The 13,519-nt window shown below is 56.4% G+C and carries 10 protein-coding genes; 8 read left to right on the forward strand and 2 right to left on the reverse strand.

Going from position 1 to position 13,519, the window contains the following annotated elements; all coding sequences use genetic code 11:
* Positions 1-38 precede the first annotated feature (38 nt).
* Entirely contained in the window at positions 39-620 is a 582-nt protein-coding gene (locus B2R17_RS02185; RefSeq protein ID WP_286762655.1) for a hypothetical protein, read from the reverse strand.
* A 245-nt stretch (positions 621-865) separates the two neighbouring features.
* Between B2R17_RS02185 and B2R17_RS02190 the strand changes: the two genes are divergently transcribed.
* On the forward strand, positions 866-2,236 hold the full coding sequence (locus B2R17_RS02190) for a PQQ-binding-like beta-propeller repeat protein (RefSeq protein ID WP_286762656.1): 1,371 nt from the start codon (positions 866-868) through the stop codon (positions 2,234-2,236).
* Between the two features lie 37 nt (positions 2,237-2,273).
* Here B2R17_RS02190 and B2R17_RS02195 read toward each other — a convergent pair whose 3' ends face one another.
* Entirely contained in the window at positions 2,274-2,468 is a 195-nt protein-coding gene (locus tag B2R17_RS02195; protein ID WP_236615961.1) for a hypothetical protein, read from the reverse strand.
* A 552-nt stretch (positions 2,469-3,020) separates the two neighbouring features.
* Between B2R17_RS02195 and B2R17_RS02200 the strand changes: the two genes are divergently transcribed.
* From B2R17_RS02200 to B2R17_RS02230, 7 genes are all read left to right on the forward strand, one after another.
* Positions 3,021-3,536: a hypothetical protein gene (locus B2R17_RS02200; RefSeq protein ID WP_286762657.1), complete on the forward strand. Its 516-nt coding sequence runs from the start codon at positions 3,021-3,023 to the stop codon at positions 3,534-3,536.
* Positions 3,537-3,741: 205 nt separating this feature from the next.
* Entirely contained in the window at positions 3,742-5,397 is a 1,656-nt protein-coding gene (locus tag B2R17_RS02205; RefSeq protein ID WP_286762658.1) for a CTP synthase, read from the forward strand.
* Positions 5,398-5,435: 38 nt separating this feature from the next.
* Complete coding sequence (locus tag B2R17_RS02210) at positions 5,436-5,864, forward strand: DUF1844 domain-containing protein (RefSeq protein WP_286762659.1); 429 nt, start codon at positions 5,436-5,438, stop codon at positions 5,862-5,864.
* Positions 5,865-5,915: 51 nt separating this feature from the next.
* A complete protein-coding gene (locus tag B2R17_RS02215) occupies positions 5,916-9,257 on the forward strand; it encodes a tetratricopeptide repeat protein (RefSeq protein ID WP_286762660.1) in 3,342 nt (1,113 codons plus the stop codon).
* Positions 9,258-9,295: 38 nt separating this feature from the next.
* The gene (locus B2R17_RS02220) at positions 9,296-10,213 is read left to right on the forward strand and encodes a MotA/TolQ/ExbB proton channel family protein (RefSeq protein ID WP_339887597.1); all 918 of its coding nucleotides are present in this window, start codon (positions 9,296-9,298) and stop codon (positions 10,211-10,213) included.
* Positions 10,214-10,219: 6 nt separating this feature from the next.
* Positions 10,220-10,642, forward strand: coding sequence for an ExbD/TolR family protein (locus B2R17_RS02225; RefSeq protein ID WP_008656824.1), 423 nt, complete (start codon positions 10,220-10,222; stop codon positions 10,640-10,642).
* Complete coding sequence (locus tag B2R17_RS02230; protein WP_286762662.1) at positions 10,626-13,388, forward strand: hypothetical protein; 2,763 nt, start codon at positions 10,626-10,628, stop codon at positions 13,386-13,388. Before B2R17_RS02225 ends, B2R17_RS02230 begins: the two co-directional genes overlap by 17 nt.
* Positions 13,389-13,519: the final 131 nt, after the last annotated feature.

Raw genomic sequence — 13,519 nt, forward strand, 5'->3', positions numbered from 1 at the left:
TAAAAACGGTTGTGCCCGATCACTCCTGCCGTCGTGCTTCAAAACGGCGGGGCGACCAACGGCGATGAAGCGGTCATCCCTCGTGTCATGGCGGGTGCTTTGACCGTGCGGGCCGGTGAGTCTTTGCGGGAGTAGGTTTCCTTGACCGGTGCTGGCTTGGAAGCGGCTGGCTTTTTAGCCTGCTGCTTCAGCACGCGACTTTCATCGGGAATAATCCGCAACTCCAATCCGGCCAAGTCTTTTTCCTGCATCGCTTTCACTTCACGGGCGAGAGCAATTCGATCTCGCCGAGTGGCTTCGAAAGATCGCGAAACGATCTTCTTGGGGGACGTGCCGCCTTTCTCATACAGAGCGATTCTGAGTCGACCGTCGGTCAGGTGCTCTTTGCTGGACCCGACATAAAACTGTCGCCACGATTTCGACCCCTTGTCGTAGGCGGTCAGCAAATAGCGTGAACGCTGAGTCAGCGGACGACGCAGGTATTCTTCGGGCGTGATCGGATCCGCGATCAAATCACGAACCTCGCGAATTTGCAGGTATCGACGACGGAACGTTGTGTTGGATTCGACCAACGTGGAATCGGGATAGGTCAGCTCGATTTCTGTATCTGGTTTGAACATGGTTTGTCTCCTTCGGGACCGAGGAAGCATTGGCTCAGCAACATTGGCCTCTCAGTGCGCCTTGCATTGCATTGTTCGCGAGTGCCCGGACACGTTTGGTCAAAATGCGGGAATTTGAACATTTCACTTGGTCACTCTGCGATTTTCGGTCCGGTTTGTTCCGCTCGCGAAAACTTTGCGGCACCTCGCCAAACACGTTTGCTAAGATGGGCACATCCCGCCTACTCCCCCGCTTGAGTCCATCCATGATTCGCGTCTCCCGTCCCGCCGGTTTGTCCCGTCCGTCAAAATCGTTTCTTTGCTGTCTCATGACTGCAATTGTGGCGACCGCGATCCCAACGTTTGGATTGGCTGAATCGTGGCCGCAATTCCGAGGGCCACGAGGCGACGGAATTGTCACCGAAGGCAATCCACCGGTTCAGTTCGGCGAAGACAAGAACCTCACTTGGAAGACTGATCTGGAAGGCAAGGCGTGGTCCTCACCCGTGATCGCCGACGGAACGATTTGGTTGACCTCCGCTGTGGAAATCATTCCCACGGAAGACGAACGCGTTGAATTGCTAAGGAAGACCGAAAACGAAGAACGGCAGTTCAAGCAACTCGCGATCGCGAAAGCCATCGAACTCAAAGTCTTCGCGGTTGATCTCGAAACTGGGAAGCTGGAACAAACGATTGAGCTGACTACCGTTGAGCAGCCCGACGCCATTCATTCGCTCAACAGCTATGCATCGCCGACACCGGTGATCGATGGCAACCGCCTGCTTTGCCACTTCGGAACCTTCGGGACGTTCTGCATTGATCGCACCAACGGCAAATTGATCTGGGAGCGGACTCTGCCGCTGAAGCATGCCGTGGGCCCGGGCAGTTCCCCCATCATTCACGACGGGAAAGTCATCCTGATTCAGGATGGTTTGGAGCGGCAATACGTGACCGCTTTGAACGCGGAGACAGGCTCGACGGAATGGGAAACCGATCGTCCGCCAATGGACGCACCCACCGGTGACCAGAAGAAGGCTTACTGCACACCCATTGTTGTCACCGACTCAAACGGTCGCGAGCAATTGCTTTGCATGGGTTCGCAGTGGATGGTTTCGTACAACGCGAAAACGGGCGAAGAGTTCTGGCGTCTCTATCACGGCAAGGGATTCTCAGTTGTTCCCCGACCGATCTTTGATGGAGAAGCGGTGTACTTCTCGACCGGTTTTGGCAAACCACAACTGTGGGCGGCCAAAGTCGATGGCTCCGGCGATGTCACCGATTCTCACGTGCTGTGGACGGTGAAGAAGAGCATTCCAGCGAAACCGTCACCAATCACGGTCGACGGATTGCTGTTTGTGGTCGACGACAACGGAGTCGCATCGTGCATCGATAGCAAGGACGGCACCAACGTTTGGTCCAAACGTCTGGGCGGAAAATTTTCTGCCTCGCCGATATTGGCGAATGGTCGAATGTACTTCTGCAACCACGATGGCGAAGTGTTCGTCATCAAACCGGGCACAGAGTGTGACATCGAAGTGACCAACCAGATTGACGGGCAAATCATGGCATCCCCCGCTGTGATCGGCGACGCGTTGATTTTGCGAACCGCGACATCGCTCTACCGATTCGATAGGTAGAGCCTGGCGGGTACGTTGCTTCGTGGGACCGGTGTGCTCAGTTTGGCTTGGCGATGGGGGTGACTCGTTTTGCCTTGCAGTTGTTTTCTTCGAGACGACGAGCCGTTTCTTCGCGGTAAAGCTGGGTCGTCGTTTCGTGAGCTTCGCCCGACTCTTTCTTGCGGTTGAGCAGTTTGCTCGCGATGACTGGGTGAGTGAAACCGTGGACAGTTTGGATGAATGCAGGATTCATGGGATCGAAATCTAGATTTGCTTTGAGACTGAAGTGAATGGTCGCCGAGAGTGCTTGTTCTCTCAGCGGTAACAACGGTTGTGAAAAGATGCACGTCGCGTGCCGAAGACGACCAAAAATACTTTTGGTACGTGACAACGAACGCACCGCAACCAGATCATCCGCGTTGCCATCCCGTTGAACGGGCAAAGGTCCAGAGCCTGTTGGGCACAGAATGTTTCGGTTGTATCGATGTTTCAGTTGTATCGATCAGACGAGACAAAACGGGCAGGAAGCTGCTCGGGCCTCGGATCGCATCAAAATGACTCTCGGATCGCTTCGAACACGGGTTCTACGGCCTAGGAATGAGAACCGATCACGCAAACCGCAAAGTTTTCGTGTTTCAGTTCCTTTGCCCCACGACCCTCTGAGCTTTGAATCGCAACATGAAGACAAGTTTGTTTTCACCGCGGCGATTTCAAAGGAATGCGTTCCAAATGGATGGATGAGCCATCACGCCAGGATTCGTTCGCCGAGCGTTCCCTCACTCTCCTGGGCTCTTTTGAGTACCAGGTGCTTCAATTACGAACGATGAGCGACCCGATTGATGCCACTTTTCTAAGCAGGGCTCTCGCTGTCATTCAGTCCATTCGCATGGACGCGGCCGATTTAGAATTGGCGACGATCGCGGCGGAAGCTCGCGTCATCCAAACATCGTTGCAGCAGATTGCCGAACAGGAACAGTCGCCCAGACCGGAAGCGGTCCGCAAGATTTTGCAGCAAACACATCGGCTGCGGCTGATGATTGAAGCCAACACCAACGATTCGGATTTGCCGGAAGACCGAAAAACCACCCAGAACGCGGGCACGGACAAAACACCGGCCCCCAAACGAGTCCGCCCGCAATTTACGCTTCCACCCGCGGCCAAGCGACTCGAGGACCTGATGGGCGAAATTTTGCTCCGTCTCGATGACTGCTTGGCGGTGGAACCGAAACCGGATGATCCCGCCCCCACCGGAGACTCCGATTTGTCGTCACCTGACGATGAAGAATTGAAGATTCCCAACGACGACGTGATCGAAAAGTGAAATTCGCGGATTGATTGCGGCTCCGCCTCGTCCCCTTCGCCGAATCGGCCGGCCTTGTTTTCAGGGAGTTTTGGGGCCGAACCAGCGTCCTGAATTGCATCCCAACACCCTGTAGCGGGTCTTCTCGCGACAATCCCCCGCAATCGAACGATCGGGTCGTCAACGCCGCTTCCGAAAACATTCCATCACGGTATGATTTTCGGACATGACTAAACACATTTTTGTTACCGGCGGCGTTGTCAGTTCACTCGGCAAAGGCCTGACCAGTGCATCCATAGGCATGGTTCTCGAACGCCGCGGACTGCGGGTTCGAATGCAAAAACTGGATCCGTACATCAACGTTGATCCGGGGACGATGAGCCCCTACCAACACGGCGAGGTTTACGTTTTGGACGATGGGTCCGAAACCGATCTCGACCTCGGCCACTATGAACGATTCACTTCGGGCAAGCTGAATCGCGATTGCAACTACACCACCGGGCAAATCTATTTGTCGGTGATCGAAAAGGAGCGGCGAGGCCAGTTCCTCGGCAAAACCGTTCAAGTCATCCCGCACGTCACCAACGAAATCAAACGTGTCATCAAACGCATGGGCGGCGATGACGTCGACGTGGTGATCACCGAGATCGGTGGCACGGTCGGTGACATCGAGAGCCTGCCTTTTCTCGAAGCGATTCGCCAGTTCTCGCTCGATGCCGGTCGCGAAAATTGCTTGTACATGCACCTGACGCTGGTGCCTTACTTGAAGGCCGCTGACGAACTGAAAACCAAACCGACGCAGCACTCCGTTGGTCAGTTGCGTGAGATCGGGATCCAGCCCGACGTTTTGGTCTGCCGCTGCGAGCAATCGATCAGCCGCGATGACCGGGACAAGATTGCTTTGTTCTGCAACGTCGAACCGGAAGCGGTCATCGAAGAAAAAGACAAAGACTTTTCGATCTACGAAGTCCCATTGTCGCTGGTCGATAACAAGCTGGACGAATTGATCGTCAAGAAACTCGGCCTGACTTCGGCGGGCAGCTTGGACATGACCCCGTGGAATGACTTGCTGCATCGATTGCGTAATCCACGTCACGAAATCTCGATCGCGGTGGTCGGCAAATACGCCGAACACAAAGACGCGTACAAATCGATTTACGAATCGCTCGATCACGCGGGCATGCACCATGACGCGCAGATTCGGATTGGACGCATCCAAAGCAGCGACATCGAACGCGAAGGTGCCGAGCGGTTGCTGAGCGGATTCCACGGCATCCTTGTCCCGGGTGGTTTTGGCGAACGAGGCGTTGAGGGCAAGGTCCAAGCGATCCAGTTTGCTCGTGAAAGAAACGTGCCGTTCTTTGGCATTTGCTTGGGTATGCAAACCGCAGTCATCGAATACGGCCGCAATGTGCTGGGACTCGAAAAAGCACACTCAACCGAATTTGACAAAGACACACCGCATCCGGTCATCTGTTTGTTGGATGAACAACAAAACGTGATCGACTTGGGCGGCACAATGCGACTGGGCAGCCAGCCGTCTCAATTGGTCGCCGACTCAAAAGCCATCCAGGCTTACGGTCGCGAAGAAATCGAGGAACGGCACCGACACCGCTACGAATTCAACAACGAGTATCGTCAAGCGTTCGAAGACGCTGGCATGCGATTCACCGGATTGAGCCCCGATGGTGGGTTGGTTGAGATCGTCGAGATCGATTCGCACCCTTGGTTCCTGGCGGCTCAGTTCCACCCGGAATTCAAAAGCAAGCCTTTGAAATCACACCCGTTGTTCACCGATTTTATCGAAGCAGCGATCAACCGTCGCAAACAACGCGTAACCGAAGAAATTGCCTCGGAGACAGAGAAGCCAACCGCTTCCTGAACCGATACAGTCTCCTCCCCCTCTTTACCTGATTTGCCATGACAAACTCTGATCCAAAAGAAAACGAAACAGACGAGTCGCCCCAAATCGTGGTGGACTCAGATTGGAAAGAACAAGTCGCCAAAGAGAAAGAAACTCTGGCCAACCAAACCGAAACTGAGTCCAGCAGCGATTCTGTGGCTGAAACCAACGAAGCCGCCGCAGATTCGGCGGGATCCAAGCTTCCGCCGGCCAGTTTCGAAGTCTTGGTTTCAATGTTGTTCACTCAGGGGATGAGCTCACTGGGCCAAATCCCCATGCCCGGCCAAGAAGAAGGCCGTGTCGACAAACCGATGGCGAAACATTCCATCGACACGCTCGAAGTGCTGTCGGAAAAGACCAAAGGCAACTTGTCCGACGACGAATCGAAAATGTTGACCGAAGCCGCGCACGCGTTGAGGATGGCCTACGTCAGCACACGCGGTTAGAGTGAAACGCTGGTTTCTCGGATTCGCTTCTCGCACTCGCTATCTGCTGCCATGCCATCCACCGTTCGAACACCGTTGTTCGGCCATTCGCGTTTCCTCCGCGTCGCTGGCTTGTTGCTAGCGATCATCGCGGCCTCGAACGAGCCGGAGCATCGCCTGGTTGCTCAGGATGAGCCCGTTGAAGATTCGGCGGCCGTTGCTCTTTATGCAGACGCAGCCAACTTCCAAACCAACGGTGCGATCGGATTGGCGGTCGACACTTGGAAGAAATTCCTGAAGCAATACCCGAGCAGCCCGCTGGCATCCAAAGCATCGCACTACTTGGGCGTTTGCTACATGCAGCAGGACACGCCCGATTTGAAGGCCGCCGCCGAAGCCTTCAAAGTCGCGTTGGAAGACACCAAGTACGACCTTCGCGAAGAAAGCCTTTCCAACCGAGGTTGGTGTCTCTACGCAGCTGCCGGGACGGGTGAAGAAGCGGATCCGAAATTGCTCCGCGCATCGATCGCGACCTACGACACGCTGATCAAGGACATCCCTGATTCGCGGTTGCTCGACCGGGCGTACTTTTATCGAGGCGAAGCCCAATACGCGCTCGGTGAACTGGACAAAGCCATCGAGTCCTACAACGCGATGATGAAACTGGACGACATCGCGAGTTCCGCGCTGCGATGTGACGCTTTGTACGCTCGAGGAGTCGCGTTGGAGGAACAAAAGAATTACGACCAAGCCCAATCGTCCTACCAACAGCTGCTCCAAGCATGCGCCGACTCGGACTTGGTGGTCGATGTCGAAATCCGCATGGGCGACATGCATTTGTTGCAGGGCGAAATGCAGCAAGCCGTCAAGCGTTTTGATTCGGTCGCAACCAACGCCGATGCAACCGCGGAAGACAAAGCCTACTCCTTTTTTCGCCAAGGCTACGCGTACGCTCAAGACGGTGATCCCGCGAAAGCGTCCGCGTCATACGAAAAGCTTCTGACACAATTCCCGCAATCACCTCACGCTGCCGCGGCAACGCTGGCTTCCGCTCAAACGCTCTACCAAGCGGGAGACTTAACCGGTGCCGCTTCGCGATTCCGCGACGTTTTGAAAGGGACCGACCCTGTCGCCGCGACTGAAGCGGCACACTGGCTGGCTCGAATCGATCTGGGCATCGCCAATCGCGACCCTGCCAAAACTGCGGAAGCGGCCAAATCCGCCTACGATGTCGCATCGGAAGTGATCGCCAAAGGTCCACAAGGCAACTTCGCCGTCGCCCTCAAGCTGGATGCAGCGGAAGCGTTATCGCTGCAACCTGACCGTTTGAACGATGCCTTTGAACGATACCAGTCAATCGCAAACGAACATTCGGACCATCCCCTCGCACCACGCGCGCTCTACAACGCAGCGTTCGTCGCACTTCAACTTGGAAACACCGAACAAGCCGTGAAGCTGGCCGATTCGTTTGAATCCAAGTTTTCAGATGATCCACTCGCACCGGACGCATTGTTTGTTGGTGCGGAGGCTTTGCTCGCATCCGGCGACGCACCGTCCGCGGCCGAGCGTTACCAAACGTTGATCAGCAACACCAAACACCGCGATCATCCCCAACGTGCGACATGGATTTTGCGTGGGGCAACGGCTTGGAAAGCGGCCAGCGAACCGGCAAAGACAGCCAAGTTGGTTCGCGAAAACTTGGAGGCGATGAGCACGCCGGAGCAGAAGGCGGAAGCATTGCTGCTGGCCGGCCAAGCAGAATTGTCCAGCGGAGATGCCGCTCAAGCCGCCCGAACATTCCAGGCCAGTCGAGAGGCCGCACCGCAATGGGCCCGTTCGGACGAAGCCTTTCTGATGGCCGGGCAATCGCAACTGACGGCAGGAAATCGCAAAGCGGCCGAAGGCATCTGGAAAGAACTCATCCGCAGCAACGGCGAGAGCCGCATGGCCGATCAAGCCCGTTACAAACTTGGGCAATTGGCCAACGGCGAACAGGAATACGCAGCCGCCATTGAATACTTCGAACCGATTCTGACATCCAAACGAGATGCTGGCTTGCTGCCTTTTGCCCGCTATGCCAAAGGCATGGCTGAACTGCAATCGCAACAACACGAGCAAGCCGCCAAATCTTTCTCGGAACTGATTGATCAAAACCCCGATCACGCCCTGAGCGACGATGCATTGCTCTCGCGAGGCATTGCCTACCGACACTTGAATCGAGACGCCGATTCGCGAAACGACTTGAACGCGTTCTTGGAAACTAAGCCAACCGGAAACAACCTCGGACACGCGTTGTACGAACTGGCGTTGCTGGATCAAAACGCATCGCAAACCGTCAAAGCAGCTGAATCCTTGCAACGGATCGTCGACGAAGTCCCTGACTATCCCGACATGGACAAGGTGCTTTACGAACTCGGTTGGTCACTTCGTGAAAGTGGACAAGATGCTCAGGCTCTCACCAAGTTTGAGCAACTGATCGCGAAGTATCCAGACAACGCATTGGTCGCCGACGCGGCTTACTTTGTCGGGCAAGACCACTATCGCAATTCGCAGTGGGCCGAAGCGGCGGACGCATTTCAAATCGCAGCCGACAAATCCAATGATTTGGATTTGAAAGAGAAATCGCTGTATCGGTTGGGATGGTCCTTTTACAAGCAACAGAAGTACGCCGAAGCGGAAGCCGCCTTCAAACGCCAATACGTCGAAGTTCAGCAGGGCGGTTTGCTGCTGGATTCGATGATGATGATTGGCGAATCACGCTTCAAACAGGAACAGTACGAAACGGCTCTGCGGGCTTACACCAAGGCACGCGAGAAAATCGAAGCCGACAATGATTCCGCGAAAACGGTCCGCGACAAAGCCGAACGACAGGTTCGCGAATTGATTCTGCTGCACGGAGGCCAGAGTGCCGCCCAATTGGGTCAATATGAGGACACGATCGGATGGTACGACGCTCTCCGAGAACGATTCCCAGCCACGACCTATCTCCCCCAAGTGTTCTACGAGATCGGATTCGCCGCCCAAAACGCGGGAGATGACGAAAAGGCATTGAAATTTTATTCCGAGGTGGCGGACAATTTCCGGAGCGAGATTGCCGCTCGAGCTCGGTTCATGATGGGTGAAATTTACTTCGCGAATAAAACGTTCGACAAAGCGATTCCAGAATTTCAGCGAGTCATGTTTGGATTTGGGGCGGACAAGGCGGACCCAGTCATCAAGAATTGGCAAGCTAAGAGCGGGTTTGAAGCGGGTCGGTGTGCGGAACTGCTCCAGCAGTCGGCGCAAACGGATGCTGCCAAAGCAAAGGCAGCCAAGTTCGCCAAGGATTTTTACCAGTACGTGATCGATCAACACCCCGGGCATGAATTGGCCACCAAGGCCAAGCAACGGGCGGAGGCACTGAAAGCACCGTGAGATTCCTTTCCAACGACCGCAGACGACGGCGCACGACATTGGTCATCGCTGTCTTGTGGGCCGCATTGTTGATCACCGCGGTACCGGAACAGTTCCAGTCACAAACCGTGTCGGCTCAAGACGCTGCGGAACCAACCGGTGCGACAGGGGGCATCGTTGATGCTTCTGACATCCAATCCGTGATGAACGACGAACCGATCCAACAACCAGGATCTGATCAACCATCAGGGATCGACCTGCTGTCGTTGATCGCACGCGGCGGTCGGTTCATGATCCCGATCGGATTGATGAGCATGTTGGTTGTGACTTTGTCGGTTGAACGAACGTTGTCGCTTCGCACGGAAAAGATTTTGCCTCGGTCGCTCGTCAACCAAATCAGCGACTTGGCCGCGACGCACGAAACGTTTCCACCCAGTACCGCCCAAGAGATTTGCGTCGAAAACCCTTCGCCTGCCGCTCGCGTGATTTCAGCGATGCTGATGCGGACCGGTCAACCACTCGGTGACATTGAACGCACTGCCAGCGACGCTCTGCAACGCGAAGCGGATCGTTACGCCGGTCCCGTTCGTTGGCTGACACTTGCCGCTGCGGCGACACCCTTGATGGGTTTGCTTGGCACAGTGTGGGGCATGATCGTCGCCTTCCATGAGTCCAGCACACTAACCGCTGATCGCAGCCGCAGCGAACAATTGTCGGAAGGGATTTACACGGCACTCGTGACCACGCTGGCTGGACTGGCCGTTGCCATTCCCGCCGCCATCCTGGCTCAGTATCTCGAGAACCGCATCGCCAAGTTGTTTCATCGCATTGAGGAGATGGCATTCACCATCGCTCCCGGTTTGGTGCGGTTCGTCGGTCGATCCCGAATGGATGCCGAAGGACAACTGCGTCCGCTCGACAACGGTGCGCCACCGCCGATGCCCATCCATTCGCCGCCTCCCGTCACCACTTCGTGATCGATCATGGCTGTACAACTCAAACGATCCAACGTCGCCGGGACACTCAGTCTGACCCCGTTGATCGACGTGGTTTTCTTGTTGCTGATCTTCTTTCTGGTGACCAGCGAGTTTGAAGACGAGGAACGTCAGCTCGACATCGTTCTGCCCTCGGCAACAAGCGCCGTGCCGATGACCAGCAAACCTCGCGAGGTCGTGGTGGACATCAACGCCGACGGAACGGTCTTCCTCCGTGGAAAAGCCACCCCGCTGAAAGAGCTCGAACTACTGCTTCAAAAAGCCGTCGCGAGCAACCCGACCAACCAAACGGTCGTGATCCGAGCCGACCAAAACGCCAGCTTCCAACCGGTCGTGAACGTGATGGATGTGTGCAATCGCACCGGAGTGAGCGACTACTCGGTTTCCACCAAAGATGGGCCGGCAGGCTGATCCGTTGAGCAAAGATCCTACCTTCTTTGACAAGATTTCAGATCCCGATGACGAGCGCATGTGGCCGCTCGACGTCGCGTTGATTTCGTTGACCGGTTTGATCCTGTACATCATTTTGGGTTATCTGTCGTTTGACGATCCGCGTCCGATGTACAACGCCTGGACCTACGTGATCGCGGTGCCGCTAATCGGTGCCATATCCGCGTTCACGCTCCATCAAATCGCGTCGAAGTACGTTCAGAAGTCATTCCAGCTCGGCTTCCTCTTCAGCATCTTCGTCCACTTGTTGCTGGTCGTCTTGGCAGTGCAGTGGATGATCTTTCCGCACTATTTTCCGGAGGCATTTGCCGGGGTCAAACCGGACCGATCACCGATTCGCAAAACGGTTCCCGAATACCTGTTTCAAAAGCCCGACGAGTCCAACGCGGTGACACCGGATTGGTCGCAGCCCGTCGACGCAGAAACAACGTCGCAGGTCATCCCTCTCGAACAACGACAGATGCCGCCGGTGAAACGCTCGGCACCTCGTTTGGAAGTTCCCCGTCCCAACGTGGAGCAACCGCGAGAACCAGAAAAGTTTTTGATGGAACGCGTGCAGCCAGAAATGGCAAAGCCACAACCGTCCGATTCGCCATCTCGATTGGCTCGACGTCGCCAACCAACCGAGCCTGCTCCTCAATCGCAATCGGCACCGCAAGCACCCGAAATAGATACGTCTGTCGCGCCGTCGGCGGATCAATCACCAGCAGAGAAATCAACGTCCGCGGCGGCGAAACGCCAACGTAGCGGAGCGTCCATCGCCATGTCGGCCGACATGGCACCAACACCCAGCCGCGACCCCGCGCCGGCACCCGTGCCGACGATGCGTGCGATGGCGGAGTCGTTGCCAACGGTTGGTTCGGCAGGGCTGGCTCGCGAACGAAGCCAACGACAAAGACCGACCAGACAATCCGCGGCGGGAGCCGCTCCAACTCCGCCGACCGTTTCCATCGCGAAGATCGAGGTCGACGCAGAGCGGATGCTGACACCGGAACTTGCACCTGTTCAGCGAACCAGCCAAGCGGTGGGCGCAAATGTGACGTTGTCGCCCGGTGAATCCGCGATGGCGGCACTCGACAACGCTCCCACCACGGGGCAGGGCGATCTACCGCAAGCGGCCCGCTTGGCCACGATGGCCGGAATTCCGGACGCGACCAACCAAGCACTCAGCCGTCCTCGATCCGCCAAACGACGCAGCGTCGGACAACGCAGTGGTTCAACAGGACCGGGGCCTGATTCGGGGGCGATCGCAGCGATGCTCGCCGATGCCTCCGCCGACAACACCGAAGGAGAAGCATCTGACGCGGCGACGGATCGCGATCTCAGCGACGATCGTCGTTCGCGTGACTCAGCCCGCGCCACAGAGTCTTCGCTGAACGAATTGGCGATGACCGCCGATCCGGTGTTCGACCTGAACGCTCCGGAGGGTCCGGCCGGGCTATCGGTCGAACGCGCCGAAAAGGCCGGTATCGTCCCATCCGATGAACCGGTGGAAATCGCGGCTTTGGACCTCACCCGTGGTCCTCGCCAACGACGCGACGTCGGCGGCCCGGTCACGCCAGCAGGAATGTCCATCGCGGCTGTGGAACAATTCAGCCGGCGAGTCCAACGCACCAACGGTGGCGCCGCACCAGCTCCCGCCGGGATGGTCGGCCCGGCCACCGAAGAAGCAATCGAACTTGGCCTCGCGTATCTCGCTTCCTTGCAAAACGAAGACGGCAGTTGGTCACTTCAAGGGCACGGCGAAGCGGTGATGCTGCAGTCGGACACCGCCGCGACGGGCATGTGCTTGCTGGCGTATCAAGGTGCCGGCTACACGCACCGACAACATCAGTACGCACCGGTTGTCGCCAAGGGACTGAAGTTTCTAATCGACAATCAACGCACCAATGGTGATTTGTATCGTCGCGAGAACCCGCTGAGCGATCAAAACGTCGCGTTCTATTCTCACGGTATCGCGTCATTGGCGATGTGCGAAGCCTATGGCATGACGCAAGACAGCGAACTGCGTGAACCGGCTCAGATGTGCCTCAATTACATCGAAGCAACTCAGCACAAACAACGTGGTGGATGGCGATACACGCCTCAGGTCAGCAGCGACACGAGCGTCACCGGTTGGATGATGATGGCACTCAAAAGTGGCGAACTGTCTGGCCTTGAAGTTGAACCGGATACCTATGCCGGAATCAATCGTTGGCTTGAACTGGCCAAAGCCAGCCCAACCGAACGCGACCGATACCGATACAACCCGTTCGCTCCCAACACTCCCGCGCAGGCGCACGGACGACGCCCATCGCCCACCATGACTGCGGTTGGCATTTTGATGCGGATGTACTCGGGATGGAGCCGAGAGAACGAAGACATGCAGTCAGCGGCCGACTACATCGCCAAGTTCCCGCCCAGTATTGGGACCAATCGGGCTCCACAAAGAGACACGTACTACTGGTACTACGCCACTCAAGTCATGTTCCACATGGGCGGCGAGCACTGGGACAACTGGAACCAATACCTCAATCCAGTCTTGATCGACAGCCAGATCAAACAGGGACCGGAAGCGGGCAGCTGGGATCCCGAACTGCCCGTGCCGGATCGATGGAGTGCTCATGGCGGACGCTTGTACGTCACTGCCATGAACCTACTGAATCTGGAAGTTTACTACCGGCACTTGCCGATCTACGAAGAAACCGGCGCTCAACCAGAGCTCTAAAAATCAGCGTGATGCGGGTCGTCCACCGCGTCCGCGATTCTTCTTTGAACCGCCGGACTTGCCCGCTTCGCTGCCGGCTGACTTGCGTCCCACGGTGCTTCCGCGACCGCTGACGCTGCCTTCGGCTCGTC

Origin of the sequence: Rhodopirellula sp. UBA1907, assembly GCF_002337565.1 — a bacterium.
GTDB lineage: Bacteria > Planctomycetota > Planctomycetia > Pirellulales > Pirellulaceae > Rhodopirellula > Rhodopirellula europaea.

Coding starts and splice junctions, on each gene's coding strand:
- B2R17_RS02225 (WP_008656824.1), top strand. CDS start 10,220: ATGGCTGTACAACTCAAACGATCCAACGTCGCCGGGACACTCAGTCTG.
- B2R17_RS02215 (WP_286762660.1), top strand. CDS start 5,916: ATGCCATCCACCGTTCGAACACCGTTGTTCGGCCATTCGCGTTTCCTC.
- B2R17_RS02210 (WP_286762659.1), top strand. CDS start 5,436: ATGACAAACTCTGATCCAAAAGAAAACGAAACAGACGAGTCGCCCCAA.
- B2R17_RS02205 (WP_286762658.1), top strand. CDS start 3,742: ATGACTAAACACATTTTTGTTACCGGCGGCGTTGTCAGTTCACTCGGC.
- B2R17_RS02185 (WP_286762655.1), bottom strand. CDS start 620: ATGTTCAAACCAGATACAGAAATCGAGCTGACCTATCCCGATTCCACG.
- B2R17_RS02195 (WP_236615961.1), bottom strand. CDS start 2,468: ATGAATCCTGCATTCATCCAAACTGTCCACGGTTTCACTCACCCAGTC.
- B2R17_RS02190 (WP_286762656.1), top strand. CDS start 866: ATGATTCGCGTCTCCCGTCCCGCCGGTTTGTCCCGTCCGTCAAAATCG.
- B2R17_RS02230 (WP_286762662.1), top strand. CDS start 10,626: ATGGGCCGGCAGGCTGATCCGTTGAGCAAAGATCCTACCTTCTTTGAC.